Source organism: Gluconacetobacter sp., assembly GCF_047721585.1.
GTDB lineage: Bacteria > Pseudomonadota > Alphaproteobacteria > Acetobacterales > Acetobacteraceae > Gluconacetobacter > Gluconacetobacter dulcium.
On the sequence record NZ_JBDNXE010000011.1, the window covers coordinates 6,332 to 25,983 of the forward strand.

Consider the following 19,652-nt stretch of genomic DNA (forward strand, 5'->3'; position numbering starts at 1 on the left):
CCCCCCCCGCCCCCCCCGCGGGGGGGCGCGCGGGGGCATGCACCCGGCGGGGGCCCCGGCGCCCTCAACGGGCGCCCGGCCGCCTCCATGCGGCCGGCAGACACCGACAGCACGATTTAAGGCTTGCGTCCGGGCACAGCCTGTCCGAAATCACGCCGCATGGCCTATATGATCAAGGAGATGTTCGCGACCCTCCAGGGTGAGGGCGCGCATGCCGGCCGCGCCGCCGTGTTCTGCCGTTTCGCCGGATGCAATCTCTGGTCGGGGCGGGAGGCCGATCGCGCGGGCGCGACCTGCCGCTTCTGCGACACCGATTTCGTCGGCACCGACGGCGAAGGCGGCGGCCGCTTCGCCGACGCCGACACCCTGGCCGACGCCATCGCCGCCACCTGGGCCGCACCGGACATGGAGCACGCCTTCGTCGTCTTCACCGGCGGCGAACCCCTGCTGCAACTCGACGCCCCCCTCATCGCGGCGGTCCATGCGCGCGGCTTCGAAATCGCCATCGAAACCAACGGCACCCTCCCGGCCCCGGAGGGCATCGACTGGATCTGCGTCAGCCCCAAGGCCGACGCACCGCTCGTCCAGCGCACCGGCCACGAACTGAAACTGGTTTTCCCCCAGCCGGAGCGACTGCCCGAAACCGTCGCGGATCTCGATTTCCAGCAATTCTGGCTCCAGCCGATGGACGGCCCCGACCAGGCCCGCAATACCGAACAGGCGGTCGCCTACTGCCGCACCCACCCACGCTGGCGCCTCTCGTTGCAGACCCACAAGCTGATCGGGATTCCCTGACATGGCCGCATCCCTCACCCCCACCGACCCGAAGCAGGAAAGCGCGATCGTCCTGTTCTCCGGCGGCCAGGATTCCGCGACCTGCCTCGCCTGGGCGCTGTCGCGCTTCGGCCGCGTCGAGACGCTGGGCTTCGCCTACGGCCAGCGCCACGCGGTGGAACTGGAATGCCGCGACACATTGCGCGCGGGCATGGCGGCGCACGACCCCGCCTGGGCGGCCCGCCTGGGCGAGGACCACACGCTGGCGCTCGACGCCCTGGGCGCGGTCTCCGACACCGCGCTGACCCGCGACGCCGCCATCACGATGAACGAGAACGGCCTGCCCAGCACCTTCGTGCCCGGCCGCAACCTGATCTTCCTCACCTTCGCCGCCGCCCTGGCCGCCCGCCGGGGCGCCCGCCACATCATCGGCGGCATGTGCGAGACCGATTATTCCGGCTATCCCGATTGCCGCGACGACACGATCAAGGCCATGCAGGTGGCGCTGAACCTCGGCATGGCCAGCCGCCTGGTCCTGCACACGCCGCTGATGTGGATCGACAAGGCCGATACCTGGCGCCTGGCCGAAAGCCTGGGCGGCCCCGATCTGGTCGCCCTGATCAACCGCGAGAGCCATAGCTGCTATCTGGGCACGCGCGAGACGATGCACCCATGGGGCCATGGCTGCGGCACCTGTCCGGCCTGCGACCTGCGCCGCAATGGCTGGGAACGCTACATGGCGGGGCGCAAGAATGCTTGATCTGGTCTTCACCCGCCGTTTCTCGATGGGACACCGGCTGATCCACGGCGCCAGCGAAAGCTGCGCCCTGCCCCACGGCCACAACGAATTCGTCACCGTGCGCCTGCGCCCCACCGCTCCCCGCCGGCTCGACGGGGCCGGCAACATGGTCGTGTCCTTCCAGCGCGCCAAGTCGCGCTGGCACCGCTTCGTGGACGAACGGCTGGACCACGCCCTGCAACTGGCCGAGGACGATCCCCTCCTGTCCTGGTTCCGCGCGCACGAGCCCGAACGCGCCCGCCGCATCATCGTCACGCCCGGCGACCCGACCACGGAACTGATGGCCTGCCTGATGATGGCCAAACTCAACGCGCTGCTCGACGCCGACGGCGCCCTGCTGCGCTGCGCGGAGATCACCTTGCAGGAAACCCCGACCAACACCGTCCGCTACGAAGGCGACCCGCTGGACGTGCTGCCCGCTCCCCGCCCGGCCGGGCAATGCTGGTGGCGGCGCGCCGACGACAGCATCGCCGACGCCTGACCCGGCAATGTCCGAATCCACCCTTTCCGCCGCCCCGCTCTCCGGCCTCGCCCGCTACCGCGCCGAATGGGCGGCCAATCCGATGCGCGAGGTCCTGGCCGGCATGGTCGGCACCTTCGCGCTGATCCCCGAAGTCATCGCCTTCTCCTTCGCCGCCGGGGTCGACCCGGAGGTCGGGCTGTATGCGTCGTTCGTCATCAGCGTCGTCATCGCCATCGCGGGCGGCCGCCCGGCCATGATCTCCGGCGCCGCCGGCTCGGTCGCCCTGGTGGCGGCGGCGCTGGTCCGCGCGCATGGCGTGCAATACCTGCTGGCCGCCACCCTGCTGGCCGGACTGTTGCAGATGCTGGCCGGCGCGGCGCGGCTGCACCTGCTCATGCGCTACGTCTCGCGCCCCGTCCGCACCGGCTTCGTCAACGCGCTGGCCATCCTGATCTTCTCCGCGCAACTGCCGCACATGTTCCATGTCACATGGCACACCTACGCCCTGATCGCGCTGGGCCTGGCCATCATCTACGGCGTGCCGCGCCTGTTCACCGCCATCCCCTCGCCGCTGATCTGCATCCTGGCCCTCACGGCCGTCGCCACCATCTGGCCCATGCCGGTGCATACGGTGGCCGATCTGGGCCGCCTGCCCGACAGCCTGCCACACCTGGTCTGGCCACGGGTGCCGTTCTCCTTCGCCACGCTGGACATCATCCTGCCCTTCGCCGCCGCCATGGCCATGGTCGGCCTGCTGGAATCGATGATGACCGCCAGCGTCGTCGACGACATGACGGAAACCCACAGCAGCAAGCGCACCGAATGCGTCGGCCTCGGCCTGGCCAATGTCGCCGCGGGCCTGTTCGGCGGCATCGCCGGCTGCGGCATGATCGGCCAGACGGTGGGCAATCTCCGCTATGGCGGGCGCGGCCGTCTCTCCACCTTCATCGCCGGCGCCTTCCTCCTGCTGCTGATGGTGGCGCTGCGGCCATGGGTCGCCCGCGTACCCGTCGCCGCCCTGGTGGCGATCATGATCATGGTCTCGGCCAGCACCTTTTCCTGGTCGTCGCTGCGCGACCTGCGCACCCACCCGCGCGGCGCCAGCCTGGTCATGCTGGCAACGGTGGCGGTGGTCGTGGTCACCCACAATCTGGCGGCGGGCGTGCTGGTGGGCGTGCTGCTCAGCGGCCTGCTCTTCGCCGCCAGCGTCTCGCGACTGGTCACGGTCGCAGCCCGGTACGACACCGCCACCGACACCCGGACCTACAGCGTAACGGGCCAGCTCTTCTTCGCCTCAGCCGACCTGTTCGCCGAGGCGTTCGACACGCACGACACCGCCCGCCACATCCGCATCGACCTGCGCCACGCCCATTTCTGGGACATCACGGCCGTCGGCACCCTGCGCGACATCGTCGCGCGAATGGAAAGCCACGGTCTCGCGGTCGAACTCGAGGGCCTGAACACGGCCAGCGCGACCCTCATCACCCGCCATTCGGACCTCAGAACGGGGCTGTAAATGCGCGCTGGCGGCGATCCGACGCGCGTTTCCTGCGCTTCGGTGCTCACGGCCATCAAGGCCGCTCCGCTCCGATGCTCGGAAACACACGACGGCCGTGCCGCTGCGCGGCACTCTCGCTCGCCAGCCCACATTTCCAGCCCCGTTCTCCGAGGCACCACACGCCTCAAACCGACGGAGCCAACTCCGCGAACAGCCACCAAGCCCGCTCCGCACCACGCTCGCGCGCCAGCCCCCATGTCCAGCCCCGTTCCCCGAGGCCCACACGCCTCAGACCGGCGGCGTCGGCGCCGCAAACGGGTCGGGCGCCCCGACAGCAGGCGCAGCACTCGGCGATTGCGCATGCAGGCTCTGCCCGGCCTGTAGCGTCAGGGCCGCCGCGCCGGCGGCATCCCCCGCCTGCCCCGCCGCGCGGGCCGCCAGGGTCAGCGCCCGCGCCATGCCGCGATAATCCACCATCTGCCGCCGCAGATCGGCAGCCTGCACAGCCAGGTCCCGCGCCCCCGCCGGGTCATGGGGCAGACGCATCCGGGCCTGCAATTCATCCTCGTCCGCCTGCCATTTCGCGGCCACGGGGCGCCTATGGGCCAGATGCGCCACGGCCTGCCCCAGCATCGCGCGGTCGCCCACCCCATCCGCGATCAGCCCGGTCAGCAGGCTGGCCTGTTCGGCAATCGCCGGATCTGGGCTCGCCATCGCCCCGGCGGCCAACGGCACCGCCTCGCGGTCCCGCGACAGCCGATGCAGGGCCGCGGCCTGCGTCAGGTCCAACCCCGCATCGGCGCCCGACCGCCCCCGTACCGCCAGCGCGGCCCGCGTCGCCGCGAGGGTCGTGAGCGCATCGGCCGGCTTGTCCTGCGCCAGTTGCACCACCGCCAGATTATAGCCGGCATCGCCGATCGCCCCGGCATCGTCGCGCGCCAGCGCACGCGTGCCGGCCTGCCGATACTGGCCTTCCGCGACCGCCAGCCGCTCCAGTCCCGCCGACTGGCGCCCGCTCTCCATCGCCTGGTCCAGCACGGCATCGCCGGCGGGCGCCACCCTGCCGCCCCCACACCCGGCCAATGCCGGCATGGCCAGCACCAGCAGCAGGGCCGCGCGCGTGTACCCAGCCTTCATGGCGCGATCCTCCCCGTCGGCAGGCGGTTCGACGCGGGGGCCTTCGTCCCGCCACCGCCCAGCAGCCACAGGCCGCGCAACTGGTCGGTCAGCTTCTGGAGGCTGGCGGCGGTGGTCTGCGCCTGCGTCAGCAGCACCGGCAGCTCCGCCGACGTCTCCTGCAGGTTGCGCGTGATCGCCGGCATGTTCGGCGTGGCCTTGCGCAGGTCGCCCGACATGGCGCGGACATTGGCCATGCTGGCATCGGCCTTCGCCATGACCGACGACAATTGCCGCTCGATCGGTGTCAGATGGGCAACCGCTTCGTTCAGCGACGTCACCAGCGTCTCGGCCTGACGGATCAGCTTGTCGTCGGTCATCAACTGCCCGGCGGTGCCCTTGCCGGCATGCAGGTCCGTCACCGTGGCATCCAGCATCGACATCATATGCTGCGCACTATCCAGCACCGGCATCACCCGCGCGCGGATATCGGCGAATGTCTGGGTGATCATGTCGGCCGGATTGGGTGCCGAATGCGCGGTCAGCACCGCGTAATGCCAGTCCATCACCTCCCCGGTGCCACGCGTGATGTCGATATAGTTCGCCCCGGCCACCACGAAGCGCCGTCGGATGGTGGCGGTGCTGTCACGACGCACGAAGGGTTCGATATCCGGGTCGATATCCGCGATCGCGTACATCCCCCCGCTCGGATTGATGCGGATGCGCCGGATGGTGCCGGCATGAATACCCACCACCTCGACATCGTCGCCCGGCGCCAACCCGCTGACGCCGCCGTCAGGCAGCACGATCTGCAACCGACCGGCCGGCGTCAGCCAGTTATGCAGCACACCCGCCTCGATCACCGCCGCCGCACAGATCAGCAGCGCCACCAGCACCAGCAGCCCGACCCATTCATCGGCATAGCGCACCCGCACCAATTGCCGCGCCAGGCCCTTTACTTGATCCTTGGCCATCAGACCCCCCGCACCGGGAAAAGACCTTCATCGAGAAGGCGCAGATGAACATTCACCGCCGACCGGTAATCGGCCCAGGTGGCGGCATGGCGTACGAACCAGATCACCGCCGCGCCCCGGTCGCGCGCCGCCGTGATCGCTTCCAGAAACGCAACCGCCGCGTCCGCCGGCAGCACGTCGGAGATATCCTCCAGCACCAGCAGGTCGGGCCGGCCGAGAAAAGCCCGCACACAGGCGGCGCGCGCCAGATCGGCCGCCGACAGATGCCCCGGACTGGTCACCGGCAGGCCGGGAAAGCCGAATGCCAGGCCCAGCGCCATCGCATCCGCCACCACGTCCGCCGTCGGCCGCGTCGTGTGGTGCAGTTGCTGGAGAATGATGTTCTGGTGCGTGCCGAACAGGTCCAGCCACGATCCGCGCCGGGTAATCCGCCCGATCCGCCCCCGCAGGGCGTAAAACTGGCGGTCCCTCAGTTCGGCCCAGTCCAGCCCCATGAACTGCACGTTGCCCGAGGCCAGCGAGATCATGCCGCAGCACAGATCGGCAAACAGCGTCGCCCGCGCGGAATCCCGGCATTCCACCACCGCGCAGTCACCGGGCATCAGCCGCAGGTCGATCGGCACCGGCGCCATGCCGCTTTCGTCGAACGACGGCTGGGCGGCGCGAAGTTCCAGGATCGCTCCCTCGTTCGCCATCGCTCAGCCCCCCAGGATGAACAGGATATTGACGACCATCACCGTCATGATCCCGCGCGCGAACCCGCGCGGCATCAGGGTCGCGATCGTATCGTCGGCATCCACCAGCAGGCCGGTCATGCAGGCCCCCAGGCCCACGAAGAACCCGACCAGAATGAATTTCAGCGGAATGACCAGAAAATCCCAAGACGACATCGCGGCCAGCACATTGGCGAAGAACGTCCACACCGATGTCGTGATCACGCCCGAGGCATGGGTGATGATAAAACCCATCAGCAACGCATTGGTGGCGAACAGGATACCCAGCGTAAAGCCGCCGACCATGAACGCGCAGGTGCGCGGCAGCACCAGCAGCAGGAACGGGTCCATGCCCTGCGCCTGAAGGGCGCGGATCTGCCCCCCCAGCGTCAGCATGCCGATTTCGGTCAGCACCAGCATGCCGCTGCGCCCCAGCAGGATGATCCCCACCAGCACCGGCGAGATCTCGCGCACCAGCACCGACACCAGAATCGAGCCCGTCATCTGCGCCATGCCGGCAAAGCCAAGCCAGTAGACCGCCTGCGACACCACCATCAGCCCCGCCAGCGTGGCGGTCACGATGGTGCTCAGAAACCCGCCGCCCACCACCTGGCGCAGGCACAGGCGGAATTCCTCCCGCACCGTCCGCCGCCAGGAATTGGGGCGCATGCTCTCGCGCACCACCCCCCACGCCGACCCGATCAGCACCAGCACGAACCGGACCTGATGGCGCGTCAGCCGCCCGATCCAGGCCAGGGCGGGCCTGATACGCGCCAGCCGCGCCTTCAGCCAGCCCGACGGCCCGTCCGGCAGCCCCTCAGGCAGCCCCTCCGGCAACCCGTCTTCCGACAGGTCGGGCGGCCCCGGTGCAACCGTCCCGCCCGTCACCGGCGCCCCGCCAGAACATAGGTGCGCGTCATCCCCGCATGCGGCACGAAGAAGCGCCCGCGTTCACGGAACAGGAACCGCCCGCGCAGAAGCTGATACACCTCATCCGACACCTGGATGGTGCCGACATCCGGCGCCCCCTGGGCCATCATCTCGGCCATGCCGATGGCATCGCCCCACAGGTTGAACACTTTCGGGTCGTCACCGAGCAACCCGCCGAACACCGGCCCGACATCGATCCCCATGCGAAAGACCGGGTCCAGGTCGGCGCGCGACAGGATCGAGAGCGACGCCTCGCGCATCACCAGCGCCGCGTTCGCCATCCGCTCGGCGGCCGCCGGATCGGGCGTGTGCGTACACCCGGCCACGCAGACCAGCCGATGGCCCAGCATCTTGATGGAATACAGCCCATGGTCCCGCGCCACGGTCTGGAGCTGAAGCGCCAGCGCCTCCACCAGCGCGATGATCCGCGCCGGATCGTCCCGCGAGGACGTGATGATATCGGCAAAGGTAATGACCATGACCGCCACGGCCGGGAACAGCCCTTCCACCGGCCCCCCATGCCCGTCAGCCTGCGTGCTGCCCGGCGGAATCAGGAAACCGTCGCCCAGCGAATGCTCGGCTTCCTCCGCCGGCGGCGCGGCCAGTTCCTCGGCGGCGGCGGCAACGGCGCTGTAATGCTGGGCGGAAAAACGCGCCGACACCACCCCGCCGATCATGGCGACGAAATGCGACACCAGCCCGGCACGCGGCGCATCCTCCAGTGTGATCATGCCGATCGGCCCCGACGCCCCCAGAATGGGCGCCAGGAACAGGCTGCGGCTGCCGAAGGTCCGCATGAACAGCCGATGGAAACTGACCGTCCGCTCGTCCGCCCCCGCATCGGGCACCGTGATCGCATCGCCATGCGTCACCAGGTCGAAAAACGCCTGGAGGTCGGTGCGCGACAGTTCGAAACCGCCCGAATGGGCATCGTGCCGCGCATCGTAGGAATCGACGCACAGCAACGTGGCGCCGTCATGCATCAGCCGCCAGACCGAGGCCCGCCGCGCCAGCGTCATCTCCGCCAGGCTGCGCGTCAGGATCAGCGCCTCGTCGGTCGGGTCGAACAACGCCGGATAGCCGGCCACCGCCCGCAATGCCTGGCTCTCGCGCCCCGAAACCGCACGCAGGCCCGCCAGTTCCGCCGCCACCCGGTCGGTCCGCCGCCCCTGGCGGAACAGCAGCCCCCCCAGCAACGCGGCAAGGGCCACGATCATCAGCGAGAACAGCAGGTTCTGCCGGCCGTCCACCATCGCGAAATTGGCGAAATCGCTTTCCGGCGCAACCAGGATCAGCACCCATTTCTTCGCCGTCGAGGGCAGCGGGGCCGCCATGGTCACGAAATTACGCTTGCCGCTGCGAATCGCATGCGGCCCGTATCCCAGCACGCGATACACGTCGAACGCCTGCGCCAGCGCCGGATAGGTCTGGGGGTCCAGCACCATCTTCGACGGGTCCCAGTTGGCTTTCTTCGCCACATCCAGCATGTGCCGTCCGGCCAGAAGATGCCCGTCCTGGTCGACGATCAGCGCATGGCCGTTCTTGCCGATCTTGAGGGAATCCAGAAAATTCGTCAGCTCGTTCATCGACAGATTGATGGCGAAGACGAATGTCTTGCCATCCAGCCCCTGATAGACGATCGAGGCCGTGATGATCATCTGGCCGGTCTGGCTGATCAGATAGGGCGCCGACCAGTAAAGCTTGCCGGACTCCGCCGTCCCCCTGAACCACTCGCGGGTCCGTGGGTCAAAATTGCCGGTCGGATTGCTCTCCGTCCGCAGCAAGTTGCCCTTCTCGTCGCGAAACTGATGGACGAACTGCGCCCCGGCCCCCTCGCCGGTCAGTTGCGTCGTCTCCAGCCCCTTGCCCTTCGGGTCGCGTTCGATCAGGTCGAAATGCCCGTCGGAATCGGCCAGATAGAAGGAATGAACCTGCGGCACATGCCGCAGCATGCTGCCGCCGTAGGAATTGAAGATCTTGATGATGGCGGCCTGCGAGCCATGCTCCAGCATATCGCGCGCAATCACCGTTCCCGCCGTGGCCGGGCCGAGGTAATCGCCGACTTCCTGCGCGATGTAGTTCTGCTCGCTGACCAGCAGGTCGTGGGTCAGCGCCAGCGCGCCCGAGCGGATCGAGCGATAGGAATGCAGCCCGATTCCGGCGATGACGGCCACCACCAGCACGACGCCGAAAATGGGCACACCGACATGCAGCAGAAAACGCCTGACCTGATCGGAACGGGCATCGGCGGGGTCCACGATCTCGTCAGCGTTCAATGATCTCTTCCCGATCTGTTGGCCCGGAGCGCACGACGGCTGCCTGTTACGATAGGATACACGCGCCACAAAAACCAACCCGCGAGATGCCTACCAGCCCCCCCGCCCCGTTACAGAGACCAGATCGGCTCCTTGACCTTCTCCAGAAAGCGGCTGTGCGCCGCCAGTTCCTCGGGCGTCGGCACGATCGGGCGCGGCGTGCGGTTCGTAACCCGCGCGTAGCTGTGCGCCACCGGTCCGCCGGCCCCATCCTCCATCATCAGGCCCAGCCCGCGCTGGCGCCCCCCCATCAGTTCCAGATAGACCTCGGCCAGCAGCCGGCAGTCGAGCAGCGCGTTATGGGTGGTGCGGGCCGAGAGATCGATCTCAAAACGCCGGCACAGGGCGTCCAGGCTGTTCGGCAGGCCCGGATAGCGTTCGCGCGCGATATCCAGCGTATCGACCATCCGCTCCAGCGACAGCACCGGCCGGCCGGCACGCTCCAGTTCCGCGTTCAGGAAGCCGAAATCGAAGCGCGCATTATGGGCGATCATCGCGTCCGGCCCGATAAACGCCAGAAACGCATCCGCGATTTCATGAAACCGGGGCTTGCCCTCCAGATCCGCCAGCCTGAAGCCGTGAACCTTCGTCGCCTCCTCGGGAATATCGCGTTCGGGGTGGATCAGCACATGGAAATTCTGCCCGGTCGGCAGATCGTCGATCAGTTCCAGCGCGGCGATTTCGATCACCCGGTCCCCCTTCTTCGGGTCCAGGCCAGTCGTCTCCGTATCGAACAGAATCGTTCGCTTCATGGCGTCTTCCCTTCCGCGCGCATCCGCATTTCGGCATCCGCGCGCATCCGCGCGACCAGTCGCCGCACCCGGCGCACGGTATCATTCCGCGACAACCCGGTACAGATCACATCATCCGCCCGCCGCCGCTTCTCGCGGTCGGGCATCTGGCGCGCGATCACCGCCGCCACCTCGCCGGGCGCCATGCCCCGCCTCCTGGCCACGCGATGGATCTGCACATCCGGCGGCGCCGACACCACCGCGACCCGGTCGCACAACCGGTCCCCCCCCGTCTCGAACAGCAGGGGAATATCCAGTACCGCCCAGGAATGCCCAGCCCGCCGCGCCCGCGCCAGAAACCGGTCTCGCTCCTGCCGCACCATGGGGTGCAGAATGCGCTCCAGCCCCTTCATCACCGCCCCGTCGGCAATGGCCGCGCGCCGCAGCACCGCGCGATCCAGCACCCCGTCCCGCACCGAACCCGGCACCAGCCGCCCGATCGCCGGCAGCGCCCGGCCGCCCGGCGCCTGCAACGCATGGACCGCCGCATCGGCATCGAACACCGGAAAGCCGGCGCGCCGCAGCATCCGCGCCACCGTCGACTTGCCCATGCCGATCCCGCCGGTCAGGCCGAGAATGCGCATCGTCACCGCGCGAGGTCGGCGTCGAACAGCGCCTGGATATCGGCATCGACCTCCGGATCGACCCCGAACCAGCATTTGAACCCCAGCCGCGCCTGATGCAGCAGCATCCCCGTGCCGTCCACCACCCGCAGCCCCCGCGCCACGGCGGCGGTCAGCAGCGGCGTCATGCGCGGCACATACACGATGTCCGACACCACCATGTCATCGGGCGCCCGCGACAGGTCGGGCGTAAACACGTCGTCCGGCCCGCCATGCATGCCCAGCGACGTGGTATTCACCAGCAGCGCATGCCCCGGCAGACGGTCCGTCCAGTCCGCCCAGTCGATCACCGAAACCGGCGCCTGCCCGTCCGCCGACAGCGCCTCGGCCAATGCGACAGACCGGGCGACCGTGCGATTGGCCACCGAAACCGCCACCCCGCGATCCAGCAGACTGGCGGCAACCGCCCGCGCGGCGCCTCCGGCGCCCAGCAGCAGCGCCGGCCCGCGCGCCACATCCACGCTCTTCGCCTCCAGGCTGGCGACGAACCCGTCGCCATCGGTCGAATGCGCCTCGATCGTCCCATCCTGCCCGAAGACCAGCGTATTGACCGACCCGGAGCGCACGGCGGAGCGATGCAGCCGGTCGGCAATCGCAAACGCCGCCTCCTTGTGCGGAATGGTCACGTTCGCCCCCCGGAACCCCGCGGCGCGCAGGCCATGCACCGCCACGTCGAACGCGCCGGGCGCCACCGGCAACGGCACATAGGCACCGTCGATCCCATACCGGGCCAGCCAGAAATTATGCAGCAGCGGCGAGCGCGAATGCGCCACCGGCCACCCGATCACCCCGGCCAGCGCGGTCGTCCCGCGAATCGTCAGCCGGCCGGGCGCCACCCGCGCCGAGGAAGGATGCGCCACCACGTCGTCCATTTCCGCCTTCATGCCGTGTAACGCGCCCAGGCCAGCGGCAGCAGCCGCGCCAGCCGGTCCGCCCATTCGCGCTGCCCCGCCGCATCGGCGACCAGGTCCTGCCTTATCTCCAGTTCCACATGCGGCAGGTCGCGCCTCTCGCCATGGAACGGCACCGTGAAGTCGCTGGTATCGGTCAGCGCATAGGGCTCGTTGTCCCCCACCAGCAGGCCCGGTTCCCGCTCCAGCAGATCCTTCAGGATCAGCCCGAAACGCGGGCCATGATTATGCAGGATGCCCGCATGCCACGGGCGCGCCACGTTATCCATCTCGGGCGTGAAACTATGCAGCGACACCAGCACCGTCGGCTGCCCCCGCGTCAGGCGCGCATCCAGTTCCTCGGCAATCCGGTCGTGATAGGGCCGGAAGATCCGCTCCACTCGCTCCGTCTCCGCCGCCGCATCCAGCGCCGCATTGCCTGGCACCACGGTCCCGTCACTGGCCCGCACGATCGAGGTCGGGTGCCCCGGCGCGCGATTGCAGTCGATCACCAGCCGCGAATAGACCTGCTCGACCAGAATCGTCTCCAGCCGTTCGGCCAGCAGCCGCCCCATGCCGGCCATGCCGATATCCCAGGCGATGTGCCGTTCCCAGTCCGGCGCCGACACGCCCAGATCGCCCAGCCGGGCCGGCACCGCCCGCCCCGCATGGTCGCTGACCAGAACGAATGGCGACAGGCCCCCCCGGCCATGCACCCGCACCGGCTGCGGATCGTCCGCGCCCAGCAGCGGTCCATCCTGTCGCATTCTGTCATCCTTACCTGATATGCCGATCCCGGCCGGTTCTACCGCGCCCCCCGCCGGCACGAAAGCCACAGCCCGCACCACAGCCTCACACCGCAGCCCCTCAACCGCCGGCCGCCAGCCCCCGCACCCGCTCCGGCGTCGATGCCGGGTCCCAGCGCACCGGGCCGACGACCCGCGCCACCTCGCGCCCCGCCCGGTCGATCACCAGCGTCACCGGCACCCCATCCTCGCGCAGCGCGGTCGGGATCTGCATGTGCGGGTCGCAGAGCACCGGCAGGCCGGCAATGCCATGGGTGCGATAGAATCGCCGCACCAGATCCACCCCTCCATGGTCGATCGAAACCGGCAGCACCGCGATATCCCCCGCCGGCGCCACCTGCCGCGCCAGCGCGTCCAGCGCCGGCATCTCCGCCACACAGGGCTGGCACCAGGTCGCCCACAGATTCAGCACCACGATCCGCCCACGCCAGTCGGCCAGATGCCGCGTCGTCCCTGCGTCATCCACAAAGCTCAGGTCCGGCAGCGCGCGCGGCGCGGCCGTGCGGTGCGGCGGCAGGTCCACCGGCACCGGCCCTTCCGCCCGCGCCGGCGGCGCAAGGATGGAATTGCACCCGGCCCACGCGGCCAGTAGGGTGCCGCCATCTGCGAGCAACGCTCGCCGACCGACGGTTTTCGACAGGATCTGGGGCATGGCATGTCTGTGAACGAAGAACATGCGACCGACAATGACTCCGCACGGGCGAATGTCCAGTGGGGCGGTCGGTTCGCGGGTGGCCCCTCGGCCATCATGCAGGACATCAACGCCTCGATCGGCTTCGACAAGGCCCTGTGGCGGCAGGATATCGCGGGCTCGCTGGCCCACGCCGCCATGCTGGCGAAAACCGGCATCATCAGCGCCGAAGACGAAGCCGAGATCCGACGCGGCCTGACCGGCATCGGCGAGGAGATCGAAGCCGGCCGGTTCGATTTCAGCCCCCGGCTCGAAGACATCCACATGAATATCGAGGCCCGCCTGTCCGACCGGATCGGCGAGGCCGGCAAGCGCCTGCACACCGCGCGCTCGCGCAACGATCAGGTCGCGACCGATTTCCGCCTCTGGGTGCGCGACGCCATCGACGGGCTGGACGGCCAGATCGCATCCCTGATGCGCGCCCTCGCCCGCCGCGCGCGCGAACACGCGGCCGCCCCCATGCCGGGCTTCACCCACCTGCAAACCGCCCAGCCCGTTACCTTCGGCCATCACCTGATGGCCTATGTGGAAATGCTGGCCCGCGATCGCGGCCGCCTGGCCGACACCCGCCGCCGCCTGAACGAATGCCCGCTCGGCTCGGCGGCCCTGGCCGGCACCTCCTTCCCGATCGACCGGCGGATGACGGCCAACGCCCTGGGCTTCGACCGCCCGACCGCCAATTCGCTCGACGCCGTGTCCGACCGCGATTTCGCGCTGGAATATCTCTCGGCCCTGTCGATCATGGCCATGCACCTGTCGCGCCTGTCCGAGGAAATCGTGATCTGGTGCTCGGCCCCCTTCGCCTTCATCCGCCTGTCCGACGCCTTCACCACCGGCTCGTCGATCATGCCGCAGAAGCGCAACCCCGACGCGGCGGAACTGGTGCGTGCCAAGATCGGCCGCATCGGCGGTGCGCTGGTCGGGCTGCTGACGGTCATGAAGGGCCTGCCGCTGGCCTACGCCAAGGACATGCAGGAGGACAAGGAACCGGTCTTCGCCGCCACCGACGCCGCCGCCCTGTCGCTGGCGGCCTGCGACGGCATGATCCGCGACCTCAAGCCCAATACCGAGCGCATGCGCGCCTATGCGGGCTCCGGCTTCTCCACCGCCACCGACCTCGCGGACTGGCTGGTGCGGGTGCTCAAGCTTCCCTTCCGCACCGCCCACCACGTCACCGGCCGTCTGGTCGCGCTGGCGGAGAGCCGCAACCTGGACCTCGCCGACCTGTCCCTGGCCGACATGCAGGCCGAAGAGCCCGGCATCACGCAGGACATCTTCTCGGTCCTCACCGTCGAAGCCTCGCTCGCCTCCCGCACCAGCGAGGGCGGCACCGCCCCCGCCAATGTCCGCGCGCAGGCCGAACGCTGGCTGGCCGCCCTGGGCGATACGCCATGACCCGGCGCCTGATGCGCCCCCTGGGCACCGCGTTGGGCCTCGCCCTTCTGCTGACGGGCCTCGCGGCCTGCGGCAAGAAAGGCTCCCCCTCAGCCCCCGGCCCGACCTCGCATATGACGTATCCCCGCACCTACCCCATGCCCGACTAAATTTGTGGGGGGAAACGCGTGCTGGTGGCGATCCGATGCGCGTTTCCTGTGCTCCGGTGCTCACGGCCATTAAGGCCGCTCCGCTCCGGTGCTCGGAAACACACACCGGCCGCGGCCCTGCGGGCCGCTCTCGCTCACCAGCCCACGTTTCCCCCCACAAATTCCGAGTCTCACGCCCACCGGGAAACGGTCTGGCGTTCACGGCCTTTCGGCCGCTCCGCTTCGATGTCCACCGTGGGGCCAGCCCTTCCAGAACGTCCGAGCCTCACCTCCATCAGTAAACGGCCTGGCGTTCGCGGCCTTTCGGCCGCTCCACCTCGATGTCCGCCGTGGGGCCAGCCCTTCCAGAACGTCCGAGCCTCACCCCCACCAGTAAACGGCCTGGCGTTCGCGGCCTTTCGGCCGCTCCGCTTCGATGTCCGCCATGACGCTGGCAGCTTTCAGAACGGCTTCAGCAGGCGATCCAGATAATCCAGTTCGTCGCGCGGACGGGTGCGGTCGGAATCCCGGCGACGCAATTCCTGCTCGATCTCGCGGGCACGCTCGCGCGACATCGCATCGGGCACATGGGTATCGGCATCGATTCCCTCCTTGCCCTCGCCAGTCCGCCGGCCCAGCGGATCGCGGTCCCCCTTTTCGTCTTCCTGCGCGCTGTCGCTGGAATCCTCGCCGTCGCCCGGCTTGCCGCCGCCGGAACTGTTCGAGAAACCCGGCAGGAAACTGGTCATGCCGCCGCCGCCCGATCCCTTCATCGCCTGATGCATCTGCTGGTCGCCCTTCTGGAGGTCGGCCAGGGCCTTGCGCTGCGCCGCCGCCGCCGCCGCGTCATCGCCGCCGGCCAGCGCGGTGCGCGCGTTCTTGATCGACTGCCCCGCGTCGGCAAAACCGGACGGCGCGTCCTTCCCCGTCAGGCCCTTGAATTCACGCCCCAACTCACCCAGCGCCCGCCCCAGCGCGCGCTGCATGGCCCGGTCAGTCCCTCGCGCGGCCTCGTCGCCCGGCATATCCTCGCCCCGCTGGCCCGGCCCGGATGACGGCGCCCCTTTCGCCCCATCGGCCGAAGCACTCCCCGGCGGCGGCCCGCCCTGCGGGCCGGACTGCTCGTCCTGCATGCCGGGCAACGGCCGCAGGCCAAGGCGGCGCATCAGTTCGGCCGCCGGCATCGTGGTCAGATCGCCATCCGAATCCGCCTCTTCCTCCTGCTTCGCCCGCCGCGCCGCCTCGGCCTTGTCCCGCGCGCGCTGCACGCGATCGAGGCGTGCCTGGCTGTGATCCAGCAGGCCGGACTGGCGGGCAATCAGGTCCCGCAGCGCCGCCTGCTGCTCGGCGGCCTGCTGGCGCGCCATCATCTGCGCCGCCAGGTTCGCCATATCCTGCGGCGAGGCCGTGCGCATATGTTCCAGCATGTCTTCCATGCGCTGCATCATCTGCATCGCTTCGGCGGACCGACCGTTCTTCGCCGCATCCTGCATCTGCTGCATCATCTTCGACAGCGCGCGGTCCCCATCCTGGGTCATCCCCGGCAGATCGGGGATCGCGGTATGCGACTGCAACGCCTGCTGGGCCAGCGCCTGCATCCGGCGGGAAATCGCCTGACGCAACGCCTCCATCCGCCGCTGCAATTCGCTCTGTTCGGCGGGTGACTGGCCCTGCGCTCCCAATGCCCGCATGCGGTTCAACTGCGCGGTCACGGCATCCTGCGCCGCGCGAACATCCAGCGCCGCCTGGGCGCCGGCCTGCCCGCCATGCCGCACGTCCTCGATCTCCAGCGCCAGATACCACAGCCGCGACACCACCTGATCCAGCGCCGCCTGATGCGCCACATCGGTGCTCTCCAGAAGAGCCGCCGCAGCAGCAAGGTTCAGCAGCATCCCCGCATCGGCCTGGAACGGATCAGGCATCTCCCCCAGCGCCGCCAGATCGGCAGCGCCCTCGGCCGCCCCTTCACGCCCCAGCGCCAGCCGGCGCCTGATATCCAGCACGGCCTTGGCCACCGGGCTGGTGAACTTGCGCGCGCCAAGACGGAATCGCGCCTCCGGGCTCGTACCCTGCTGCCCGCTGGTGCTGGTCGCCACCAACCGCCCCACGACCTCTTCGCCGGCCCAGGGATCGGCCGAAAGATCAGGCGAGGTCACGCCGGACGCATCGCGCGGCTGGCCATCCAGCGGAATCGGCACGCTCAGCACCCGTCCGGCCGCATCCCCCTTGCCCTGCTGCGCCAGCCGCAACTCGGCATGCAGCGACGCAATGCCATAGGCTTGCTTGGCGGCATAAGGCAGCCGGGTGCGCCACTCGCCAGCCGCGCTCCCCGGCCGCGTACCCCATGCCACGGTCGGCGCCGCGTAGGGCAAGACCGTCACGGTCCAGTCGCTGAAGGTCCGCCCGCGCCCGCGCAGCGCCAGCGTCGCACTGCCCAGCAGTTTGATTTCCGCCGACCAGCTTCCCGGCCCCAGCGCGCGGAACCGCTCGTCCGCCACCGCAGGCCCCGCCCCCAGCGGTGCAACACGCACGCTCGGCCGGCCATGCAGATCCGTCACGCTGACACTCAGGACCGAACCCTGAGGCACCGTCGCCTGCCCCGTCCGCTCGTCCAGAAACACCGGCGCGCCGGGCGCATAGGCCGGCAGCGTAATCCAGGCCTGGATATGCGGCCGCGCCGCCCCCGGATCGTCCAGCCCCGGCCAGAACGCCGCCGCCAGCCGCCCCGGCACCTCAGGCCCGGCCCAGCCCAGCGCCGCCAGCAGGGCCACCGGCAAGACAATTCCCAGACGCCAGGGGTCCTGCGCGCCAGCCCACAGCCGCGGCCACCCGGCCCGCAACCGGCCGATCGCATGGCCCGTGCGCCATAGATGCGCCGCCCACAATCCCGCCTGTTCCGTACCGTCCGTCGCCGGACGATCGCCCAACGTCTGCAATGGCCGATGCGCCAGCCCCGACGCCCGCTCGATCCGCCGGTCGATATCGTCCGGCGTCGGCGCCACGACCCGCCGCCCCCGCCAGACGATCCACCCCACGCAGGCCCCGGCCAGCAAGGCCAGGATCACCCCGCGCAACAGGTCGGACAACGCCTGCGGCACCCCCAGCAGGCCCGCGATCATATAGGCGGCCAACACCCCCAGCACCGGCAGCACGACAGGCCGCAGCACTTCGATCCACAAGACCAGCCGCGCCCGATGCCGCGCCGCCGCCAGACGCACCGCGAACGGTACGACGGATGGCGCCGGCGCCCCGTCATTCCCCAGGGATGTGGACCCGCCCGCCATGCCGGGCTCAGCCGCCTGCCGGCGCGGGCATCACCCAGTCGGGAATCCGGTCCGCCGCCCACAGGCTCTCAACAGGCTGGCGCGCACGGATCACCGACCAGCGCCCGCCATCCACCAGCACCTGGGCTGCCAGCGGCCGGCCGTTATAAGTGGAACTCATGACGGCCCCATAAGCACCGGTATCCAGCAGCGCCACCCGCGCCCCCTCGTCCAGACGCGGCAGAACCCGCCCATCCGCAAAGGAATCCGCGCTCTCGCAGACCGGCCCGACCACATTCACCGCCTCCGCCGGCCGCGTCGCATCGCGCGCCGAAACCGGCAGAATCCCATGCCAGGCCTCATAAAGGCTGGGCCGCATCAGATCGTTCATCGCCGCATCCAGGATCAGGAAGGACGGCAACCCATCCTCACCGACCTTGCGCAGGATCACCCGCGACAGCAGCAACCCGGCCGGCCCCGCCAGCCAGCGCCCCGGCTCGATCGCCAGCCGCACATCCAGATCGCCCAGTTCCGCCCGGATCGCCCCGGCCAGAGCCTCCGGCGCGCCCTCGACCTCATCGCGATAGGTGATGCCGAGCCCCCCGCCACAATCCACCAGACTCACCGGCAGCCCCCGCGCCCGCACCGCGCGCACCAGATCCGCCAAGCGGGCAAACGCGGCCCGATAGGGTGCCATGGCGCCAATCTGGCTGCCGATATGCACCGAGAAGCCCAGCGGCTTCAGCCCCGGCAACGAATCCGCGCGCTCATACAGCGCGGCCGCACGGGCATAGGCAATGCCGAATTTGTTGGTCGAAAGCCCGGTGGTGATCTTCTCATGCGTGCCGGCATCCACGTCCGGATTCACCCGCAGCGTAATCGGCGCCACCCGGCCGGACGACCCGGCGACGGCGGAGAGAATCTCCAGTTCCTCGGCACTCTCGACCGCGATGTGCCCAATGCCCTCGGCGAGCGCCAGCGCCATTTCCTCGCGCGTCTTGCCCACGCCCGAAAACACGATCCGCCCCGCCGGTACCCCCGCCTCACGGGCACGGCGCAGTTCGCCACCGCTGACCACATCGGCCCCGGCCCCTTCCGCCGCCAGAACGCGCAGCACGGCCAGATGATCGTTCGCCTTCACCGCGAAATGGATCGACGGCGCCAGCCCCGCCCCGCGCATCGCACCGTCCAGCAGGCGATAGCGCGCCCGCAGCGTTCCCGCCCCCATGACCCATGTGGGCGTACCGACCGCATCCGCGATCGCATTCAGCGGCACGTCCTCCAGCGTCAGGCCGTCAAGAGCATGCATCGACAGATGCGGGCGCGCGGCCAGCAGGTCGGCAACGGTCGGGTCCTGCGCGGCAGGCGAAGAGGGGCGATCCAGCATGGATCGAGAATACCGGCACGGCGCCCAGGTTCCAAGCACCACAACCCCCACACGCTGTTCTTTCGCCATACGATCCGATAGAGGGTTCACCAGGCT

At 69.4% G+C, this 19,652-nt stretch carries 18 protein-coding genes; 6 read left to right on the forward strand and 12 right to left on the reverse strand.

What is annotated here, in order from left to right:
- Nucleotides 1-159: 159 nt before the first annotated feature.
- From queE to ABF821_RS03955, 4 genes are read left to right on the forward strand one after another with little or no spacing between them, the layout of a single operon-like run.
- Nucleotides 160-795 (forward strand): 7-carboxy-7-deazaguanine synthase, encoded by a 636-nt coding sequence (gene queE, locus ABF821_RS03940; protein ID WP_415529100.1) that lies wholly within the window; start codon nt 160-162, stop codon nt 793-795.
- 1 nt (nt 796) lies between these two features.
- The gene (gene queC / locus ABF821_RS03945) at nt 797-1,534 is read left to right on the forward strand and encodes a 7-cyano-7-deazaguanine synthase QueC (protein WP_182975041.1); all 738 of its coding nucleotides are present in this window, start codon (nt 797-799) and stop codon (nt 1,532-1,534) included.
- Complete coding sequence (locus tag ABF821_RS03950) at nt 1,527-2,054, forward strand: 6-pyruvoyl trahydropterin synthase family protein (protein WP_415529101.1); 528 nt, start codon at nt 1,527-1,529, stop codon at nt 2,052-2,054. The genes queC and ABF821_RS03950 overlap by 8 nt, the downstream gene beginning before the upstream one ends.
- Nucleotides 2,055-2,061: 7 nt before the next feature.
- A complete protein-coding gene (locus ABF821_RS03955; protein ID WP_415529102.1) occupies nt 2,062-3,552 on the forward strand; it encodes a SulP family inorganic anion transporter in 1,491 nt (496 codons plus the stop codon).
- 270 nt (nt 3,553-3,822) lie between these two features.
- Here ABF821_RS03955 and ABF821_RS03960 read toward each other — a convergent pair whose 3' ends face one another.
- From ABF821_RS03960 to ABF821_RS04005, 10 genes are all read right to left on the reverse strand, one after another.
- Complete coding sequence (locus ABF821_RS03960; RefSeq protein ID WP_415529104.1) at nt 3,823-4,671, reverse strand: hypothetical protein; 849 nt, start codon at nt 4,669-4,671, stop codon at nt 3,823-3,825.
- The gene (locus tag ABF821_RS03965) at nt 4,668-5,624 is read right to left on the reverse strand and encodes an MlaD family protein (protein WP_415529105.1); all 957 of its coding nucleotides are present in this window, start codon (nt 5,622-5,624) and stop codon (nt 4,668-4,670) included. The genes ABF821_RS03960 and ABF821_RS03965 overlap by 4 nt, the downstream gene beginning before the upstream one ends.
- On the reverse strand, nt 5,624-6,319 hold the full coding sequence (locus ABF821_RS03970; protein WP_415529106.1) for an ABC transporter ATP-binding protein: 696 nt from the start codon (nt 6,317-6,319) through the stop codon (nt 5,624-5,626). Before ABF821_RS03970 ends, ABF821_RS03965 begins: the two co-directional genes overlap by 1 nt.
- 3 nt (nt 6,320-6,322) lie before the next feature.
- A complete protein-coding gene (locus ABF821_RS03975) occupies nt 6,323-7,225 on the reverse strand; it encodes an MlaE family ABC transporter permease (RefSeq protein WP_415529107.1) in 903 nt (300 codons plus the stop codon).
- Nucleotides 7,222-9,543 (reverse strand): adenylate/guanylate cyclase domain-containing protein, encoded by a 2,322-nt coding sequence (locus tag ABF821_RS03980; protein ID WP_415529108.1) that lies wholly within the window; start codon nt 9,541-9,543, stop codon nt 7,222-7,224. The genes ABF821_RS03975 and ABF821_RS03980 overlap by 4 nt, the downstream gene beginning before the upstream one ends.
- A gap of 110 nt (nt 9,544-9,653) precedes the next feature.
- Nucleotides 9,654-10,334: a DNA polymerase III subunit epsilon gene (dnaQ, locus tag ABF821_RS03985; RefSeq protein ID WP_415529109.1), complete on the reverse strand. Its 681-nt coding sequence runs from the start codon at nt 10,332-10,334 to the stop codon at nt 9,654-9,656.
- Nucleotides 10,331-10,957: a dephospho-CoA kinase gene (gene coaE / locus ABF821_RS03990; protein WP_415529133.1), complete on the reverse strand. Its 627-nt coding sequence runs from the start codon at nt 10,955-10,957 to the stop codon at nt 10,331-10,333. Before coaE ends, dnaQ begins: the two co-directional genes overlap by 4 nt.
- Before the next feature lie 2 nt (nt 10,958-10,959).
- On the reverse strand, nt 10,960-11,868 hold the full coding sequence (locus ABF821_RS03995) for a shikimate dehydrogenase (protein ID WP_415529134.1): 909 nt from the start codon (nt 11,866-11,868) through the stop codon (nt 10,960-10,962).
- An 8-nt stretch (nt 11,869-11,876) separates the two neighbouring features.
- Entirely contained in the window at nt 11,877-12,653 is a 777-nt protein-coding gene (locus tag ABF821_RS04000; protein WP_415529110.1) for an N-formylglutamate amidohydrolase, read from the reverse strand.
- A gap of 100 nt (nt 12,654-12,753) precedes the next feature.
- Complete coding sequence (locus ABF821_RS04005; RefSeq protein WP_415529111.1) at nt 12,754-13,344, reverse strand: TlpA family protein disulfide reductase; 591 nt, start codon at nt 13,342-13,344, stop codon at nt 12,754-12,756.
- Nucleotides 13,345-13,347: 3 nt separating this feature from the next.
- Between ABF821_RS04005 and argH the strand changes: the two genes are divergently transcribed.
- Entirely contained in the window at nt 13,348-14,778 is a 1,431-nt protein-coding gene (gene argH, locus ABF821_RS04010) for an argininosuccinate lyase (protein ID WP_415529112.1), read from the forward strand.
- Nucleotides 14,775-14,927 (forward strand): hypothetical protein, encoded by a 153-nt coding sequence (locus ABF821_RS04015; protein WP_415529113.1) that lies wholly within the window; start codon nt 14,775-14,777, stop codon nt 14,925-14,927. Before argH ends, ABF821_RS04015 begins: the two co-directional genes overlap by 4 nt.
- 440 nt (nt 14,928-15,367) lie before the next feature.
- On the opposite strand, the gene ABF821_RS04020 is transcribed toward ABF821_RS04015, so the two are convergent.
- Nucleotides 15,368-18,190, reverse strand: coding sequence for a DUF4175 domain-containing protein (locus tag ABF821_RS04020; protein ID WP_415529114.1), 2,823 nt, complete (start codon nt 18,188-18,190; stop codon nt 15,368-15,370).
- Nucleotides 18,191-18,197: 7 nt separating this feature from the next.
- Nucleotides 18,198-19,556 (reverse strand): diaminopimelate decarboxylase, encoded by a 1,359-nt coding sequence (gene lysA, locus ABF821_RS04025; RefSeq protein WP_415529115.1) that lies wholly within the window; start codon nt 19,554-19,556, stop codon nt 18,198-18,200.
- Nucleotides 19,557-19,652: the final 96 nt, after the last annotated feature.

Excerpts from the sequence above, each read along its gene's own strand:
- ABF821_RS03995 (WP_415529134.1), bottom strand. The coding sequence starts at position 11,868 with ATGGACGACGTGGTGGCGCATCCTTCCTCGGCGCGGGTGGCGCCCGGC.
- dnaQ (WP_415529109.1), bottom strand. The coding sequence starts at position 10,334 with ATGAAGCGAACGATTCTGTTCGATACGGAGACGACTGGCCTGGACCCG.
- ABF821_RS04020 (WP_415529114.1), bottom strand. The coding sequence starts at position 18,190 with ATGGCGGGCGGGTCCACATCCCTGGGGAATGACGGGGCGCCGGCGCCA.
- lysA (WP_415529115.1), bottom strand. The coding sequence starts at position 19,556 with ATGCTGGATCGCCCCTCTTCGCCTGCCGCGCAGGACCCGACCGTTGCC.
- ABF821_RS04015 (WP_415529113.1), top strand. The coding sequence starts at position 14,775 with ATGACCCGGCGCCTGATGCGCCCCCTGGGCACCGCGTTGGGCCTCGCC.
- queC (WP_182975041.1), top strand. The coding sequence starts at position 797 with ATGGCCGCATCCCTCACCCCCACCGACCCGAAGCAGGAAAGCGCGATC.
- ABF821_RS04000 (WP_415529110.1), bottom strand. The coding sequence starts at position 12,653 with ATGCGACAGGATGGACCGCTGCTGGGCGCGGACGATCCGCAGCCGGTG.
- argH (WP_415529112.1), top strand. The coding sequence starts at position 13,348 with ATGTCTGTGAACGAAGAACATGCGACCGACAATGACTCCGCACGGGCG.
- ABF821_RS03965 (WP_415529105.1), bottom strand. The coding sequence starts at position 5,624 with ATGGCCAAGGATCAAGTAAAGGGCCTGGCGCGGCAATTGGTGCGGGTG.
- ABF821_RS03950 (WP_415529101.1), top strand. The coding sequence starts at position 1,527 with ATGCTTGATCTGGTCTTCACCCGCCGTTTCTCGATGGGACACCGGCTG.
- coaE (WP_415529133.1), bottom strand. The coding sequence starts at position 10,957 with ATGCGCATTCTCGGCCTGACCGGCGGGATCGGCATGGGCAAGTCGACG.
- ABF821_RS03970 (WP_415529106.1), bottom strand. The coding sequence starts at position 6,319 with ATGGCGAACGAGGGAGCGATCCTGGAACTTCGCGCCGCCCAGCCGTCG.
- ABF821_RS03960 (WP_415529104.1), bottom strand. The coding sequence starts at position 4,671 with ATGAAGGCTGGGTACACGCGCGCGGCCCTGCTGCTGGTGCTGGCCATG.
- queE (WP_415529100.1), top strand. The coding sequence starts at position 160 with ATGGCCTATATGATCAAGGAGATGTTCGCGACCCTCCAGGGTGAGGGC.
- ABF821_RS03955 (WP_415529102.1), top strand. The coding sequence starts at position 2,062 with ATGTCCGAATCCACCCTTTCCGCCGCCCCGCTCTCCGGCCTCGCCCGC.
- ABF821_RS04005 (WP_415529111.1), bottom strand. The coding sequence starts at position 13,344 with ATGCCCCAGATCCTGTCGAAAACCGTCGGTCGGCGAGCGTTGCTCGCA.